The sequence below is a fragment of the Amycolatopsis thermalba genome (genome assembly GCF_023376025.1).
Lineage (GTDB): Bacteria > Actinomycetota > Actinomycetes > Mycobacteriales > Pseudonocardiaceae > Amycolatopsis_E > Amycolatopsis_E thermalba.
Map to the genome: position 1 here is coordinate 118,511 of NZ_CP091196.1, position 15,743 is coordinate 134,253.

The window sequence follows — 15,743 nt, forward strand, 5'->3', positions numbered from 1 at the left end:
TCATGGACCACGGGTCCCATCCGGTCACCGGCTCGGCCGGGCTGGATCTGGCCGCGCTGATCGTGCGGCTGGTGTTGTTGCCGGCCACGGCGTTCGTCGCGGGGGTCGGGCTGCTGCGGCCGCAGGTGACGCTGCCCCGCCGGTTGTGGCAGGTCACCGTCGTCCTCGGCGGGCTCTCGGCGGTGCTGGCCGTGGTGTCGGCGGTGGCCTTCGCGGTCAACGTCGTCGGGGCCGTCGTGCACGCGCTGCTGGTGCTGGCCGTGCCGGTGCTGACCGCGCGGCGGCCGCCGGTGGGCCGCTGGGTGGCCACCGCGCTGCTGGTGCTGCTGATCCTGGAGACCGCGCTCGGCCGGTCCGGGGTGGAGTTCGCGATCGACACGGTGTACGTCGCGGCGACGGCCGTCTGGTTCGGACTGGCGTCGCTGGCGCTGGCGCGGGCGGAGACGCCGCGGCTCGGGCCGCTGTCGTGGACGCTCGGCGGTGTGCTGGCGCTGGCGGGCGCGGTGCAGCTGGTCCTGTCCGGTGTGGCGTTCGACCGGCGGCTTTACGACACGGGGTTCGGAATCGCGCTGCTGGCCGCGTTCGTGTTGCCGATCGTGGCGGCCGTGCTGTGGCGGCGGGTGGCGGTCGTCGGTGTCGCGGCCGCGTTCGTGGCGTGGAGCGCGTTCGTGGCCCTGCCGGAACCGGCCGACCTGCCGGTGCCGGGCGTGCCGCTGCTCGCCGACGCGGGTGGCACGCCGGTGCTGGTCAGCCCGCAGCGGCCGGGGGTGAACCTGGTGCACCTGCCCACCGCGGGCTCGGTCCGGGTCGGGGACGGGCCGGCCGTCCCGGCGGTCGCGCGGCCTGGTGCCTCGGGTTTCTGGGCCGAGGTCGAGCTGCCCGCGGGACGCAGCGAGCTGGTGGTGGGTGACCGGACGGTCGAGGTGGACACGGGTTCGCTGACCGCTCTGGGAACGGCGTCGGGGCCGGATGGGCCCGAGTGCGCGACCACCGCGCTCGGCGGCCTGGTCGCGGGGCGGAAGGACGTGCTGACGAACTGCCCGGCGGACGCACTGTCCGAAGCGGACGCCGACGCGCTGCGCAAGCTGGTCGGTTTCCTGGCCGACCGGAAGACCCAGTCGATCACCGTCGTGGACGATTCGTCGCCGCGTGGCGCCGCGGCCGGCCGGGTGGTCCGGGACGCCGCCGCGGCTGACGGAATCGCCGTGCGCCCGGACGGCGTCGCGCTGGTGGTGGTCGCGGGCTGGGCACAGGCGGCCGCGGCGCTGGACGGGGCGGCCGCGGCGCAGCGGGAACGGCCGGCGTACCCGTACGGGCTGTACGTCGCTCCGTGGCTGCTGACCGGGCCGCTGGTCAACACGGTGACCAGCTCAACGGTGCCGCTGCGGTTCGACCCGCGCGAGCAGGCCGCAGTGAGCTATGCCGTCGCGCTGGACAACGCCTTCCCCGGCGAGGCGGCGACCGCGACCGGGTTCCGGCAGTGGCTCGGCCCGGAGCAGCCGGAGGCGCCGCGGGTGCAGCTGTTCGCGTCGGCGCAGGTCAACGCCATGCCGATGGCGCCGGGACAGCCGCACGCGCCGGGCATGGACTCCCCCGGCGAGGGACCCGGGTTCTTCGTTCCACAGGGGACGGTCGTGCCGATCAGTTTTCCGCTCGGTTGAGACGGGCGGAGCAGAAAGGAGAGTGCAAGTGCGCAGGAGTGTGGTGAGGGTGCTGGCCGGCGGTGTGATCGCGGCCGCGGCACTGGGGCTGGGCGGCGGCGTCGCGAGCGCCGACGAGGTGCCGATCTGGGTCGTGCCGGGCGTGGACGCCGGCCCACTGCTCGACCCGACGATCGGCCTGCCGACGACGGCGCTGGCCCCGGTCTACGGCCTGCTGACCGAACTGGCGGGCTGACCGAGGAAGAGCCCCGCGCCAGGTGGGTGGCGCGGGGCTCTTCCGTGTTCCAGCCCGGCCCACCCGAGGCGCGACGACGGTTCCTGGGCCCCGCACCAGGCAGATCGCGGCGCCGAGCCAGCGGCCCAGCCCCTCCGCAACTCACCGGCCGACGGTGCACGAGCCCCCGCCAGGCACCTGGCAGCGCCGGCACCTGCAACCCTCCCCGGCCACCCGACCACCGTTACCAGCGGCCCGAACAGGAAGAGCCCCGCGCCAGGTGGGTGGCGCGGGGCTCTTCCGTGTTCAACCTCAGCCGAAGCTCGGCAGGAGCTTGCCCGGCGCCGCGTTGATGGAGCGGATCAGCCCGATCACCGGCACGCCCAGCGGCGCGAAGGTGTAGGCGTTGTCGAGGTTGGACGTGTCCGGCTCGTCCACGACCGCCACGTCACCCGGCGCGGGCGCGGCCAGCGCGGGGGCCGCGGCGCCGATCACGGCCGCCCCGGCGAGGGCGCTCGCGACGAGGCCCCGGATCACGGTCTTCTTCATGTTCCCACCTTTCTGTTGTCGGGGATTTTCCTTTCCCCGCAACGAAGAATGGCAGGACAACCGGGTGGTTGTCCTGCCATTCCAGGGCTTGGGAACTCAGCAGATGGAGTCCGCCGGCTTCGGGTTGGCGAGCCCGAACAGCGGCCGCAGCTTCAGGCCGATCCACGTGCCACCCAGCGCGAAGACGCCCCACAACCAGCCGTGCAGGCTGCCGGTGGAGATACCGGCCAGGTAGGCGCCGATGTTGCAGCCGCCGGCCAGACGGGCGCCGATGCCCATCAGGATTCCACCCAGGACGGACGCGATCGCCGTGCGCCACGGGATCTCCGAGTGGATCTTCCACGTGCCCGCCGCCGCGGCCGCGACCGCCGCGCCCAGGATGATGCCGATGTCGGTGAGGCTGGTCTTGTCCGTCCAGATCGGACTCGCCAGCGACTTGGCGTTGCTGGTGGTCTGCCAGAACTCCCAGGTTTCCGGGTGCAGGCCGATCAGCTGCAGGAACTTCGCGCCCCACAGGGCGAAGGCGAACGTGACGCCCCAGGTGCCGCCGGAGACGAGCACGACCGCGGCGGCGAGCACGGCCAGCACGACCGCGCCCACCAGCAGCGGCCACGAGCCGCGGAAGACGCGCGCGACGCCCTTCGCGGTCGGCGGCACACCCACCGGCGGCGGGTTGCGGCGCGCCTGCACGACCCGGGTCGCGACGACGACCAGCCCGAGCACGGCGATGGTGATGGCCCACGAGCCGAACCAGCCGACGTGGTCGGCGAGCAGCACGCCGGTCACCTGCGGCCAGCCGTCGAAGATCGGGAACGCCCAGGTGTAGAAGACGGACCCGGCGATGAACCCGCCGAGCGTGAGCACGATCGACGACTGCCCCGACCCGACCGCGAACAACGTGCCGGACGCGCACGCGCCGCCGAGTTGCATGCCGATCGCGAACAGCGCGGCCCCGACGAACAACGCGAGCCCGATCGGGCCGGCCGTGGCCTTCGGCGTGGTGCCGAACAGGCCGGTGCCGGTGCCGATGAGCAAGGCGATCAACGTCGCGGCCGTGCCGAGCAGCAGCGCGTGGGCGCGCAGACCCTCGCCGTTGCCGACCGCGATGAGCTGCCGCCAGGCCGAGGTGAACCCGAAGCGCGAGTGGTACAGCGCGAGGCCGAGGAACAGCCCGATGACCAGCAGGGCGCCGAACTTGCCGCCGTAGGTGGCCCAGACGTACCAGCTCAACGCGACCGACCCGGCGGCCGAGACGGCGAGCGGGACCTTGCGGACCGGCTCCTCGGGCTCCGGTATCGGCGCGGCGCACGAGGTGGGCGAGCGCAGCAGGAAGTTGCCGGCAGGCTGCCGGTCGGTGACAGCGGACACAGAGCACTCCAAAACGGGGCCATGGGGACGAACCACGGACCACGTTAAGACTCCGTGAACCGTTCGCCCAGGTCATCCCAGAGTGCGGTACGCCATCGGGCCTACTCGGTCACATCTGCCACCTCGACCCCGCTCGAGGGCGGGGTCCGCAACCGGCAGTGATCACGAATCCGCCCGGTCAACCAGGCAGTGCCGGGAACCGTGTTCAACGAGCAGTTCCCTGCTGGACGTCATGCCACAAACGCCTGCACGAGGGCAAATCCGGCATACGCGCCACCGAGTCCGGCGGCCACGCTGACCACGATGTTCACCACCGCGGAGAAGTACGCCTTCTGCTCGACCAGCCGCAGCGTCTCGAAGCTGAACGTGCTGTACGTGGTCAACGCGCCGCAGAACCCGGTGCCGAGCAGCGCGAGCATCGGGGCGGGCAGCGCGGATCCGGCGCCGGTCAGGCCGCCGAGGATCAGGCACCCGGCGACGTTGACCAGCAAGGTGCCCCACGGGAACGGCCCGTCGTACCGCGATCGCACCGCGCGGTCGGTGAGGTAACGCAGGGGCGCGCCGACCATCGCGCCGGCGACGACGAGCACGGCCGTCATCGGCGGGCCAGCCGTCGGGTCAGGGCGACACCGGCGAGCACGGCGAGCATCGCCGCCAGGAGTGTCCCGCCGAGGTAGGCGAACGCCACACCTGCCGAACCGGGCGCGAGCAGCCCGTGGATCTCGACGGCGTAGGTCGAGAACGTGGTGAACCCGCCCAGCACCCCGACCCCGAGGAAGGGCCGGACCAGGCGGTGCGCCGGGCGGACCTCGGTGACCAGCACCATCAGGACACCGATCAGGAAACAGCCGGTGACGTTGATGACGAACGTCGCCCACGGGAAGTGACCCGGCGCCGCGGGCCAGGCGGCGGTCAGCTCGTACCTGGCCAGCGCACCGATTCCACCGCCGACCGCGACGGCCGCCACGACCGGGGCCTGCGATCGGCGCGTGGTGGTGGCCGTGCCGGGATCACCGCTCACAGCCACCACCGTAACGTCTCACTCGGCCTGCTTCGGCTCCTCGACCAGGTCCTCGAGCAGGCGGTCGAAGTCGAACTCCTCGCGCAGCGCCTCGAAGATCGGCGTGTCACCGATGACGCGCTCGTCGGTCTTGCTCATCACAGCACCTTCTCCCTCGCCCGCGCGTGCACTCCCACACGGTTCGTTCTCGCAGGATCGGACGCTCTCCCCTCGCCCTTTGGTTCCCGCGATCGGGTTAACGGGAGGTAATATTACCTACTCAGGGTGAGCGCGCATCGGGCAGCGGCAGAAGAACAACGCAGATCACACCCGTGACAAGGAGCCGTCGGCGAGCGATACTGGTCGGTAGAGGCGGTGCGGGCGATGGCACTCCACGGTGAAGAACAGCGACGGCTCTCGGAGATCGAGCGGCAACTGGCCGCCGAGAACCCGCGCCTGGCGCAGCGACTGGCCGAACTCCGGCCGATGCGCGTGTCCGGCATCCTGCTGTCCGTCCTGTGCATCCTCGGCTCCCTGGTGATCGGCCTGTTCCTGCTGGTGGCCGCGGCCCAGTCGCAGACGCTGGTCCTGTTCGTGATCGGAACCGTGTTCACCTCCGTGCTGCCGACGGCGCTGATCTGGCGCGCCTGGCTGCACCGGTTGTGACCGCTACTCCGCCGCGGCGGAGTCCCTCGGCGGCACCGGTGACGGGCGGGTGTCCTGCTGCGCGTGGTTCGACAGGAAGTTCGGGACCACGAACCACAGCACCGCGAACGTGATACCGACCAGCCCGCCGACGATCGCCATCGCGATCGGGCCGTAGACCACCTTCGCGATCAGCGACACCGTCGCCGTGATCGCGGCCGCCAGGCAGACCAGGCCGGCCAGGACGGCGCGGTTGCCCGCGCGCAGGATGTCGTCGCGGCGGCCGGCGCGGAACAGGATCCGGTGCCACGCCGCGGGCGAGGACAGCAGCGCCGTGGAGACGACCGCGAGCAGCACCGCGACCAGGTGCACGGCCTTCTCGAACCCGCTGGCCGCGCGAAACTCGCCGGTGAACACGACCGTCAGCAGGAAGCCGAACAGGATCTGCACCCCGGCCTGCGCCACTCGCAGCTCGCCGAGAAGCTCGTTCACGTTCCGCGCGAGGCGCTGGTTCGGTGTCTCTTCGTCAGGGCCGCTCACGGAGATCAGCCTATGGGAGGATTTGCGCGGTCACAGAATGACCGATAAATGGAACATCATGCGAATCGTCCCCTTGGTCCTCGCCGCGGCCGCACTGCCGGTCCTGTCACCCGCCGAAGCCGCCGCCGCACGCGCCGCGCAGGTGGGCGTCGGCACCTCCGTCGTGCGCTACGACACGGCCCTCGTGCCAGAGGGGGCGACGGCGCGGGCGTTCACGGCGTCGGCGGCGGGCACCCTGACGGCGCTTTCCGTGCGCGGTCTGCTGCCCGCCCGCGAGTACGGGGCCCACGTGCACACCAAGCCGTGCGGGCCGTCGCCGAGCGATTCCGGGCCGCACTACCAGCACGTGCCGGACCCGGTGCAGCCCTCGACCGACCCGGCGTACGCCAACCCGCGCAACGAGATCTGGCTCGACTTCACCACAACCGCGAACGGCAGCGGGTTCGCGGTTTCGCACGTGGATTGGACTTACGGCGACCGGTTGCCGGCGTCGGTGGTCATCCACGAGACGCACACGCACACGGGCCCGGGTCACGCCGGGACGGCGGGCGGGCGGCTGGCCTGCCTGAACCTCGAGTTCGGGCCGAGGTGACCGCCACGGCCAGGTGAATCCGGCTTGAGCCGGCGGCCCGCGGGTAGGTCCGGACGGAGCAGCGGCGGAGGGGAGAAGCGATGGAAGCGACCCCGGACGACCATCCGGTCTGGGTGACCAGCGCGGACGGCACGGCCGAGCACGCGGTTCCCGACACGGCGATGGCGGCGGGCCTGGAGCTGGAATCGGTGTGCGGCGCACGATTCCTCCCCGCCGCGATGACCGCACCACCCGGCAAGACCTGCGAAGAGTGCCTGACGCACCTGCTGGTGCCCGCACCGCGCGAGCCGGAGCCACGCCGGCTCTGGCGCCGCTACGTGGCCAAACACTGACGGGCCGCGGGCGGCACCCGGTGCCACCGCTCCGGCGCGGAACGCTGACCCGCGCTGGCACCGGAGCCCGCGAGGCGCGCCTGCCCGCCCACGGGGGAATCAGCTCGAAACTGCCGGGCGCCACCCGAGCCGCCGCCCGGAAGCCCTCACCGGCGCGACTGCGTCGACGCCCGCACCACCAGCTCCGGCTTGAACACCACCGACCGGTGCGCCGGCCGGTTCCCCGGGTCCGCCGTCTCCGCGATCAGCAACTCCGCCGCCGTCTGGCCCAGCCGCCGCGCGGGCTGGCGCACCGACGTCAGCGGCACCGCCGCCGCCCCGGCGAACTCGATGTCGTCGTAGCCCACGATCGCCATCTCGTCCGGCACCCGCACGCCCGCGCCGACCATCGCCTGCAGCACGCCCAGCGCGAGCAGGTCGTTGGCGCAGAACACCGCCGTCGGCCGGGGGCTCACGCCCAGCAGCCGCGCGCCCGCGTCCCGCCCGGACACCACGTCCAGCTCGGCCGTCTCGATCACCGACAGCTCGGCCCCGGACCCCTCCAGCGCGGTCCGCAGCCCCTGTTCCCGGTCGCGGCACTGCGTGAGTATCCGCGGCCCGTTGACGAACGCGATGTGCCGGTGCCCGGTCTCCAGCAGGTGCCGCCCGGCCAGCTCACCGCCCGCGAGATCGTCCACGGACACCGAACTCGCCTCGTCCGCGGGCACCTTCCGGTCCACGAACACGTACGGGATCCCACTGCGGCGGAACGTCTCCAGCGCCGCGCCGGACGTGTCGACCGGGCTCAGCAACAACCCCCGCACCCGCTGCTCGGCCAGCAGCGACAGGTACGACTCCTCGCGGTCGACGCGCTGCCCGCTGTTGCACGTGATGACGCTCAGCCCCGCGTCGTGCGCGGCCTGTTCGGCTCCGCGCGCGACGTCGACGAAGAACGGGTTCGCCAGGTCCAGCACGAGCAGCGCCATGATGCGGCTGCGGCCGGCCCGCAGCTGCCGCGCGGACTCGTCGCGGACGTAGCCCAGCTCCTCGATGACGGACAGCACGCGTGAGCGGGTGGCCGGGGAAACGATGTGCGGCCGGTTGACCACATTGGACACCGTGCCGATGGAGACCCCGGCGCGCCGGGCCACATCCTTGATGCCAACCATGCGTCCCCTCGATCTGCCAGGCTACGAGCCTAGCACGCATGAAACGTTCAATGGGCCGAACGGAAGCTTGTTATTCCCCCACCCACACGCTAACCTGCCCGCTTAATACGTTTCAAAATGTGACCCGCGTCAAGGAAGACGAGGAGAACCACATGACCTCACGCGAAGCGGTCGGCGCGAGCGCCGTGGAAGACGGCGGCACGATCAGCCGCCAGCAGTGGCGGTGGTCCGTGCTCGCGGGCATGGCCTCCTACCTGGATGCCGGGTCGATCGTCGCCCTCGGTGCCGGTCTGGCCCTCTTCCAGAGCTACCTCGGCCTGTCCGAGGGCGCGGTGGGCGCGCTCGCCGCGATCGGCCCGAACGCCATCGGCTGTGCGATCGGCGCGTTCATCGGCGGCCGGCTGGGCGACAAGCTGGGCCGGAAGCGGATCTACAAGTACGACCTGCTGGTCTACGCGGCCGGCATCCTGTGCATCGCGCTCGCGGTCAACACGCCGATGCTGTTCATCGGCACGTTCGTCGTCGGGGTCGCGGTCGGTGCGGACGTGCCGACGTCGCTGGCGCTGGTCGGCGAGTTCTCCCCGTCGAAGGCACGCGGCAAGCTCCTCGGTTTCACCCAGGTCGCGTGGAACCTCGGCCCGGTGATCGTGCTGTTGCTGTCGCTCGCGCTCACGCCGCTGGACCTGCTGGGCACGCGGATCGTGTTCCTGCACCTGTTCGTGATCGCGCTGGTCACCTGGGCCATGCGCCGGGGCCTGTCCGAATCCGCGCGCTGGACCTCGGCCGCCTCCACGAAGGACGTCAAGTACCAGCTGAAAGCGCTTTTCCGGGGCGCCCACCTCAAGGCGCTGCTGTTCACCGGGCTCGTCTACGTGTTCTGGAACATCGCGGCGGGCACGTCGGGGATCTTCACGCCGTACGTCATCAAGACCCTCAACGCGGGCAGCCAGGCGGCCAGCGTCGCGCTGTCCTGCGCCGGGTTCGTGATCGGCATCCTGGTCACCACGCTGGTCTTCATGCGCTTCGCCGACCGCAGCCACCACACGCGCAAGTGGATGTGGGGCATCGGCGCGATTATGCAGATCGTCGCCTACGGGCTCTACGTGGTGCTGCCGTTCAACGTCCCGGTGATCATCGCCAACATCGTGCTGTTCGGCGTCGGCTGCTCGCTCGCCGGTGAGGCGTTCTACAAGGTGTGGAGCCAGGAGCTGTTCCCGACGATGCTGCGCGGCACCGCGCAGGGCTTCACCTTCGGCGTCGCCCGGACGTTGCTGGGTGTGTGGAGCTTCTTCCTGCCGACGCTGGCCAGCGGCGGGTTCACCCTCGCCGGCGGTCTGCTCACGCTGTTCCTGGTGATCAGCGGCGGCGTCGGGTTCTTCTTCATGCCGAACACCTCGGGCAAGTCGCTGGAGCAGATCGAGGCGGAGCGCACCACCGCATGAGCTCCGACGAGCTGCTGACCCGGTTCACCGATCCCGGCCCCGAGTTCTCGCCGCTGCCGATCTGGTGGTGGAGCGGCGGCCGGGTCACCGGGGACCGGATCCGGTGGCAGATGGAACAGCTGGTGTCGCAGGGCGTCCGGCAGGCGGTGGTGATGTGCCTGGCGCCGACCGGCCCGATGTTCGGTTCGCTGGCCGACGATCCGCCGTTCCTCAGTCCGAAGTGGATCGAGCTGCTGGACGGCGCCTGCGCCGACGCCGCCGAGCTGGGGTTCCAGCTGTGGATGTACGACCAGATCGGGTTCTCCGGGGCGAACTTCCAGGGCCGCCTCACCGCGGCCCACCCGGAGTTCGCCGGGCTCGCCCTGCACCGGGACCCGGACGGCACGATCAGCCACCGCGTCAGCGGCTTCGACTACTTCAACCCGGACGCCTGCGCGGCGCTGCTCGACCAGGTGCACGGCGAGCTGGAGCGGCACGTCGGCCGCTGGTTCGGCACGGTGATCCCGGGCTTCTTCCAGGACGAGCTGCCACCGCTGCCGACCTGGGGGCACGACTTCGCGGAGACCTTCGCGGCCGAGTACGGCTACGACCTGGTGCCGCGGCTGTCCGCGCTGTACGCGGGCGACGACGCGGAGTCGGCCGGGATCCGCCGGGACTACCAGGAACACCGTGCCCGGCTGGCGCGGCGCGCGTTATTCGGTCCACTGGCTCAGTGGCTCAGCCACCGCGGCCTGATCTGCGGGTTCGACCAGGCGAGCCCGGCCCGCGAAGGCGATCCGGTGGGCGGTGTCCGGATCTACGGCGACTACCTGGGCACGCACTCCGGGTTCGGCGCGCCGGGCAGCGACCACTGGGGCGACGCGAAGGTGCACAGCTCGCTCGCCCACGCGCACGGGCACCCGCGCACCTGGATCGAGGCGTTCCACTCGTCGGGCTGGGGCGGCACGCTCGAGGAGACCTACGACTGGCTCGCGCCGTTCCTGCGCCGCGGCGCCACGCTCTACGACCCGCACGCGGTGTACTACTCGACGGCGGGTGGCTGGTGGGAGTGGGCGCCGCCGTCGACCTGCTGGCGGCAGCCGTACTGGCCCGCGTACTCGCAGTTCTCCGGCGCGGTGAGCCGGTTGTGCTCGGTGCTGACGGCGGGCACGCACTGCTGCGACGTGGTGCTGCTGTCGCCGACCAGCACCGCTCAGGCCTACCTGACGCTGGACGGCCCGCTGCCGCCCGCGGAGCGCGCGGCGGCCACGTTCCACGCCCTCAACGGGGTGGGCACCTGGTTCGCCGAGGAACGCGGGGTGCTGGAGCGCGCCGGGATCGACCACGACACGTTCGACGAGGCCACGATCGCCTCCGGGGAGGTCACCGCCGACGGGCTGCGGATCGGGGCGGAGACCTACCGCGCGGTGGTGCTGCCCGAGGTCGAACTGCTGCTCCCCGCCGCGGCCGCTCGCCTCGCGGAGTTCGCCGCGGCCGGCGGGACCGTCGTCTGCGTGGGCGGCGGCGCAGTGGCGGGCGCGATCACGGTCGCCGAGCCCGAGGACGTTCCGGCGGTGCTTCCGAAATCCCGGATCCGGTCCGACGTGCCGTTCCTGGTCCGGCGGCACGGCGACCGGCACGTCCTGCTGCTGACCGCGCACGACGAGCGCAGCGGCACCCGGGCGCCGATCGTCGACCTCGACCGCGAAGGCTGGACGGACACGGGTTTTCCTTGGGACGAGTACTGGCGGCAGCTGCGCGCGAACGGGTACGAGTTCGTGTCGCCCTCGGACCGGGTGGCGCGGGTCAGCGGGGTGACCGGACGGGCCCAGCAGTGGAACCCGCGCACCGGGGAGCGCACGAACGTCCCAGTCGTGCACGGTTCGGTCGAGGTCGCCTTCACCGACGGGCCGATGACGCTGCTCGTCTTCGGCGACGACCTGCCCGCGGCCACGCACACGCCGCCGGGGCCGGTGGTGCGGTCGGTGCTCCTGGACGACTGGCGCGGGCTGGCGGAGTCCACTCTGGACAACCGGCACGGCGACCTGGCCGCGCCGTCCCGCACCGGCGTGCTGCCGATCGAGGTCTGGCGGCTGGGTGACGAGCTGGCCGGGTACGGCGTGTTCGCGGAAGCCCGGGACGCCGATGGGTGGCGGCCCGTCACGTGGTCGCTGTCCCGCGGCATCCGCGACGACCCCGGGCACGCGGAAGCGCTGGGCCCCAAGGGTTACGTGCCCGAGGAGTTCCTCGACTGGCGGCACGTGCGCACCGGGGAGACGGTCGGAATACGAACGTATCTGCCCCTGCCCGAGCGCGACGGTCTGTTCCTCGCCGTCGGGGCGAGCGCGGCGCGGCGGGTGTTCGTGGACGGTGCGGAGGTGCCGGTCGACCGGCCGGGGTACAAGTCGTTCAGCCCGCTTCCGGCCAGCCGGACGGTGCGGGTGGAGATCGAGTTCACCGCGGACCAGGACGGCCCACTGCGGGCGTCGTTCGCGGTGGTCACCGATCCTGCCGCCTACCGCAGGCCGGAATGGCTGGCGGGCGGGGAGATCCACCGGACCTTCCACCTCGACGAGATGCCCAGTGACGCAACGGTGCAGGTCGCCAGCGAGGAGGCCTGCCGGGTCCTCGTCAACGGCGCCGAGGTGGGCAGGCAGGGCGATTTCAACCCCTACCCCGGGTTCCGCGAGATCCGCATCCACCCGTATGACCTGCGCGAACACCTCCGCCCCGGGGAGAACACGCTCACCCTGATCACGACCGGCCCGGTCGCCGTGGACTCGCGCGATCCGCGCCTGGTCAGCGGACCGGACTGGGGCGAGGTGCGTCGCCTGCACCGGCGCGACCCGCGGTTCCTGTGCCGGTGGGCGCGGCCGCACCCGCTGCCCGGCGCGCACTGGCTCGAACCCGCCGCCGCGCCCGGCGAGGTCGTCGTGCCGGTGATCCCCGACGTCGCGCCGGGCGGGGAACGCACCGAGACGCTGACCTTCCCGGCCCCGCTCGGTGCGGTGGCGCTGCGCGTCCCGACCGATCTCGACGTGGTCGTCCGGATCGGCGAGGCCGAGTACAAGCCGGTCGACCAGCGAGTCCGCTTCCCCAAGCCGTTGCGCGCCGGCACCCCCGTCGAGCTGCGGTTCCGCGCGGTGGACGGGCGCCGGGGTGGCGCGCTGCTGGACGCGGGACTGGAGGTCGAGACCGCCGAAGCGCCGGTCGAGCTGCACAGCTGGGAGGACCTCGGACTGCGTGCGCTCGGCGGCCTGGTCCGGTACCGGACCACGTTCGAGGCGCTGCCCGGCCGCGTCGTGCTCGACCTCGGCGAGGTGCGCGGCACGGCCGACGTGGTGGTCAACGGCCGGCTCGTCGACCGCCTGGTCTGGGGACCCTGGCGGTCCGAGATCTCGGACGCGGTCCGGGATGGCGTCAACGAACTGGAAATCGTCGTCCGCGGGACGCTCGCCGGGTACCTCGACGACGCGTCGCCCACGATGGCCGTGGCCGCCGGGCAGGTCCGCACGGGCCTGTTCGGGCCGGTGCGGCTGGTACAGCACGAGAAGGAGAGCGATCGTTGACCGTCACCGCCGTCCGCTTCGAGCACCACGACGTCCCGCTGGGCATCGGCACCGGCACACCGCGCCTGTCCTGGCAGGTGCGCACGGACGACCCGGACTGGGCGCAGACCGCGTACGAGGTCGAGCTGAACGGGTCGACGACGGTGCGGGTCGAATCGGCCGACCAGGTGCTGGTGCCGTGGCCGTTCGAACCGCTGCCGTCGCGGACCAGGGCGACCGTGCGCGTGCGCGTCGGCGACGAGTGGTCGGAGCCGGCGACGGTGGAGACCGGGCTGTTGCGGCCGGAGGACTGGTCGGCGCGCTTCATCAGCCCGCGCACGATCGGCGGCATCGGGCAGCGCGCGCCGATCCTCACCCGCCGCGTGGAGCTGCGGCCGGGCATCGTGTCCGCCCGGCTGTACGCGACGGCGCACGGCGTCTACACCGCGTCGATCAACGGTTCCCGCGTCGGTGACGAGGTGCTGGCGCCCGGCTGGACCAGCTACGCGCACCGGCTGCGCTACCAGACCCACGACGTCACCTCGCTGCTCCGCGAGGGGACCAACGACCTGGAGTTCCTGCTCGGCAACGGGTGGTTCCGCGGTCGGCTCACCTGGTCCGGCCGCCGCGCGCTCTACGGCGACCGGCTCGCGCTGCTGGCGCAGCTGGAGGTGACCTACGCCGACGGCACCACCGAGGTCATCAGCACCGACGAGCGGTGGTCGGCGACGGAGAGCCGGATCACCTCCGACGACCTGTACGACGGGCAGCACACCGACCTGACGCTGACCGAGTCCGAAGCGGACGAGGTCGAGGTGGTGGACGCCGACCTCGGCCGGCTCGTCGCGCCCGAGGGCCCGCCGGTGCGGGTGACCGAGGTGGTGCCCGCGGTGCGGGTGTGGGCCTCGCCGTCCGGGAAGACGCTGGTGGACTTCGGGCAGAACGTCGTCGGCTGGGTGCGGCTGCGGGTGCGGGACGCCCGCGAGGTCACCGTGCGGCACGCGGAGGTGCTGGAGGACGGCGAGCTGGGCGTGCGGCCGCTGCGGTCAGCGAAGGCGACCGACACCTACGTCCTGCCCGGCGGCGCCGAGACCGTGCTGGAGCCAAGCCTGACGTTCCACGGTTTCCGGTACGCGGAGGTGTCCGGAGTGGACGATCTGCGAGCCGCGGACCTGGAAGCCGTGGTGGTGCACAGCGATCTGCGCCGCACCGGCTGGTTCAGCTGCTCGGACCCGGACCTGGAGAAGTTCCACGAGAACGTCGTGTGGGGCATGCGCGGCAACTTCCTCGACGTGCCGACCGACTGCCCGCAGCGCGACGAGCGGCTCGGCTGGACCGGCGACATCCAGGTCTTCTCGCCGACCGCGAGCTTCCTCTACGACTGCGCCGGGTTCCTGCGCTCGTGGCTGGCCGACCTCGCCGCCGATCAGCGTCCGGACGGCGCGGTGCCGTTCGTGATCCCGGACGTGCTGCCCGGCGACAGCCCGACCGCGACGGCCTGGGGTGACGCGGCGGTGATCGTGCCGTGGGTGCTCTACCAGCGGTTCGGCGACGCCGAGGTGCTGGCGCGGCAGTTCGACAGCATGCGCGGCTGGGTCGACAAGATCGCGTCGCTGACCACCGACGGCGTGTGGGCGGGCGGGTTCCAGTTCGGCGACTGGCTCGACCCCACCGCACCGCCGGACGACCCGTTCGCGGCGAAGGCCGACTCCGACGTGGTCGCGACGGCGTATCTCGTGCGCTCGGCGGAGATCGTGGCCGCGGCAGCTGAGGTGCTGGGCCGGGACGGTTCGAAATACCGGACGCTGTCCGAGGAGACGCGCGCGGCGTTCGTCCGGGAGTACGTCACCGGGTCGGGGCGCGTGCTCTCCGACGCGCCGACCGTGTACGCGCAGGCGATCGAGTGGGCACTGCTGCCGACGGAGGAGCAGCGGGCGGTCGCGGGTCGACGACTGGCGGATCTCGTGCGCACCAACGGCTTCCGCATCGCGACCGGGTTCGTCGGCACGCCGCTGATCACGGACGCGCTGACCACGGCCGGGTACCCGGAGCTGGCGTACCGGCTGCTGCTGGAGCGGGGGTGCCCGTCGTGGCTGTACCCGGTGACGATGGGCGCGACGACGATCTGGGAGCGCTGGGACAGCATGCTGCCGGACGGGTCGATCAACCCGGGTGAGATGACCTCGTTCAACCACTACGCGCTGGGTGCGGTGGCCGACTGGATGCACCGCACGGTCGCCGGGCTGGCGCCGGCCGCGCCCGGGTACCGGTCGATGGTGGTGCGCCCGGTGCCCGACGCGGCGCTCACCCACGCCTCGGCCCGCCACGAGACGCCCTTTGGTGCGGCTTCGGTGGCCTGGCGACGGGCGGACGGGCAGCTGACCCTGGACGTCGTGGTTCCGCCCGGCACGCGGGCCGAAGTGCACGTGCCCGGCGGCCCGGTGACCGAGGTCCGGCACGGCACGCACAGCTGGACGGTCGACGACCCGTGCCTGTCGCAGCCACACGTGCGGACCATTCGTGAGCTGATCGGCTCGCCGAAGTGGGCGGAGGCGGTGTCGCTGCTGGTCGAGCACGGACTCGCCGAGGACGCGGTGGACGCCGCGCACCGGGCGGGCCGCTACCTGGACCGCCCGGCGCCGGAACTGGCGGACTTCCTGGCGATGAAGACCCTCGACGATGGGTCGGTCGCGCGGCAGGCGCTGGAGAAGCTGCTGGAGTGAGC

Annotated in this window: 14 protein-coding genes; 8 read left to right on the plus strand and 6 right to left on the minus strand. The window is 72.2% G+C overall.

The window, feature by feature from the left end:
• The first annotated feature begins 2 nt into the window (after positions 1 to 2).
• Both L1857_RS00590 and L1857_RS00595 read left to right on the plus strand, forming a co-directional pair.
• On the plus strand, positions 3 to 1,661 hold the full coding sequence (locus L1857_RS00590; protein WP_249464260.1) for a hypothetical protein: 1,659 nt from the start codon (positions 3 to 5) through the stop codon (positions 1,659 to 1,661).
• A 28-nt stretch (positions 1,662 to 1,689) separates the two neighbouring features.
• Positions 1,690 to 1,896 carry a hypothetical protein gene (locus tag L1857_RS00595; RefSeq protein WP_240323212.1) on the plus strand — a complete coding sequence of 69 codons (207 nt, stop codon included), beginning with the start codon at positions 1,690 to 1,692 and terminating at the stop codon, positions 1,894 to 1,896.
• 291 nt (positions 1,897 to 2,187) lie between these two features.
• Here L1857_RS00595 and L1857_RS00600 read toward each other — a convergent pair whose 3' ends face one another.
• The 4 genes from L1857_RS00600 to crcB (L1857_RS00615) all read right to left on the minus strand — a co-directional run bounded on the left by L1857_RS00600 (position 2,188) and on the right by crcB (L1857_RS00615) (position 4,813).
• A complete protein-coding gene (locus tag L1857_RS00600) occupies positions 2,188 to 2,424 on the minus strand; it encodes a hypothetical protein (protein ID WP_116110994.1) in 237 nt (78 codons plus the stop codon).
• 96 nt (positions 2,425 to 2,520) lie between these two features.
• Positions 2,521 to 3,792: a YeeE/YedE family protein gene (locus L1857_RS00605; RefSeq protein ID WP_116110995.1), complete on the minus strand. Its 1,272-nt coding sequence runs from the start codon at positions 3,790 to 3,792 to the stop codon at positions 2,521 to 2,523.
• A gap of 230 nt (positions 3,793 to 4,022) precedes the next feature.
• Positions 4,023 to 4,391 carry a fluoride efflux transporter CrcB gene (gene crcB / locus L1857_RS00610; RefSeq protein WP_116110996.1) on the minus strand — a complete coding sequence of 123 codons (369 nt, stop codon included), beginning with the start codon at positions 4,389 to 4,391 and terminating at the stop codon, positions 4,023 to 4,025.
• Positions 4,388 to 4,813 carry a fluoride efflux transporter CrcB gene (gene crcB, locus L1857_RS00615; protein ID WP_346009484.1) on the minus strand — a complete coding sequence of 142 codons (426 nt, stop codon included), beginning with the start codon at positions 4,811 to 4,813 and terminating at the stop codon, positions 4,388 to 4,390. The genes crcB (L1857_RS00610) and crcB (L1857_RS00615) overlap by 4 nt, the downstream gene beginning before the upstream one ends.
• 363 nt (positions 4,814 to 5,176) lie before the next feature.
• Between crcB (L1857_RS00615) and L1857_RS00620 the strand changes: the two genes are divergently transcribed.
• Positions 5,177 to 5,458 carry a DUF3040 domain-containing protein gene (locus L1857_RS00620; protein WP_233157339.1) on the plus strand — a complete coding sequence of 94 codons (282 nt, stop codon included), beginning with the start codon at positions 5,177 to 5,179 and terminating at the stop codon, positions 5,456 to 5,458.
• A gap of 3 nt (positions 5,459 to 5,461) precedes the next feature.
• On the opposite strand, the gene L1857_RS00625 is transcribed toward L1857_RS00620, so the two are convergent.
• Positions 5,462 to 5,977, minus strand: coding sequence for a DUF6328 family protein (locus L1857_RS00625; RefSeq protein ID WP_094006408.1), 516 nt, complete (start codon positions 5,975 to 5,977; stop codon positions 5,462 to 5,464).
• Positions 5,978 to 6,035: 58 nt separating this feature from the next.
• Here L1857_RS00625 and L1857_RS00630 point away from each other — a divergent pair, with 58 nt between their 5' ends.
• Both L1857_RS00630 and L1857_RS00635 read left to right on the plus strand, forming a co-directional pair.
• Positions 6,036 to 6,569 (plus strand): superoxide dismutase, encoded by a 534-nt coding sequence (locus L1857_RS00630; RefSeq protein ID WP_116110997.1) that lies wholly within the window; start codon positions 6,036 to 6,038, stop codon positions 6,567 to 6,569.
• 80 nt (positions 6,570 to 6,649) lie between these two features.
• Positions 6,650 to 6,901 carry a hypothetical protein gene (locus tag L1857_RS00635; RefSeq protein WP_094006410.1) on the plus strand — a complete coding sequence of 84 codons (252 nt, stop codon included), beginning with the start codon at positions 6,650 to 6,652 and terminating at the stop codon, positions 6,899 to 6,901.
• Between the two features lie 146 nt (positions 6,902 to 7,047).
• On the opposite strand, the gene L1857_RS00640 is transcribed toward L1857_RS00635, so the two are convergent.
• Complete coding sequence (locus L1857_RS00640) at positions 7,048 to 8,049, minus strand: LacI family DNA-binding transcriptional regulator (protein ID WP_116110998.1); 1,002 nt, start codon at positions 8,047 to 8,049, stop codon at positions 7,048 to 7,050.
• 152 nt (positions 8,050 to 8,201) lie between these two features.
• Between L1857_RS00640 and L1857_RS00645 the strand changes: the two genes are divergently transcribed.
• Genes L1857_RS00645 through L1857_RS00655 form a run of 3 tightly spaced genes read left to right on the plus strand, consistent with a single transcriptional unit; the run spans position 8,202 to position 15,741 of the window.
• Positions 8,202 to 9,491 carry an MFS transporter gene (locus L1857_RS00645; RefSeq protein WP_116111018.1) on the plus strand — a complete coding sequence of 430 codons (1,290 nt, stop codon included), beginning with the start codon at positions 8,202 to 8,204 and terminating at the stop codon, positions 9,489 to 9,491.
• On the plus strand, positions 9,488 to 13,039 hold the full coding sequence (locus tag L1857_RS00650) for a hypothetical protein (protein WP_249464262.1): 3,552 nt from the start codon (positions 9,488 to 9,490) through the stop codon (positions 13,037 to 13,039). Before L1857_RS00645 ends, L1857_RS00650 begins: the two co-directional genes overlap by 4 nt.
• A complete protein-coding gene (locus L1857_RS00655) occupies positions 13,036 to 15,741 on the plus strand; it encodes a glycoside hydrolase family 78 protein (RefSeq protein WP_116111000.1) in 2,706 nt (901 codons plus the stop codon). The genes L1857_RS00650 and L1857_RS00655 overlap by 4 nt, the downstream gene beginning before the upstream one ends.
• The last annotated feature ends 2 nt before the right edge of the window (positions 15,742 to 15,743 follow it).

What these genes read in the sequence shown, in the direction of transcription:
- L1857_RS00590 (WP_249464260.1), top strand. Translation starts at nt 3, where the DNA reads ATGGACCACGGGTCCCATCCGGTCACCGGCTCGGCCGGGCTGGATCTG.
- L1857_RS00600 (WP_116110994.1), bottom strand. Translation starts at nt 2,424, where the DNA reads ATGAAGAAGACCGTGATCCGGGGCCTCGTCGCGAGCGCCCTCGCCGGG.
- crcB (WP_116110996.1), bottom strand. Translation starts at nt 4,391, where the DNA reads ATGACGGCCGTGCTCGTCGTCGCCGGCGCGATGGTCGGCGCGCCCCTG.
- L1857_RS00620 (WP_233157339.1), top strand. Translation starts at nt 5,177, where the DNA reads ATGGCACTCCACGGTGAAGAACAGCGACGGCTCTCGGAGATCGAGCGG.
- L1857_RS00630 (WP_116110997.1), top strand. Translation starts at nt 6,036, where the DNA reads ATGCGAATCGTCCCCTTGGTCCTCGCCGCGGCCGCACTGCCGGTCCTG.
- L1857_RS00635 (WP_094006410.1), top strand. Translation starts at nt 6,650, where the DNA reads ATGGAAGCGACCCCGGACGACCATCCGGTCTGGGTGACCAGCGCGGAC.
- L1857_RS00640 (WP_116110998.1), bottom strand. Translation starts at nt 8,049, where the DNA reads ATGGTTGGCATCAAGGATGTGGCCCGGCGCGCCGGGGTCTCCATCGGC.
- L1857_RS00645 (WP_116111018.1), top strand. Translation starts at nt 8,202, where the DNA reads ATGACCTCACGCGAAGCGGTCGGCGCGAGCGCCGTGGAAGACGGCGGC.
- L1857_RS00650 (WP_249464262.1), top strand. Translation starts at nt 9,488, where the DNA reads ATGAGCTCCGACGAGCTGCTGACCCGGTTCACCGATCCCGGCCCCGAG.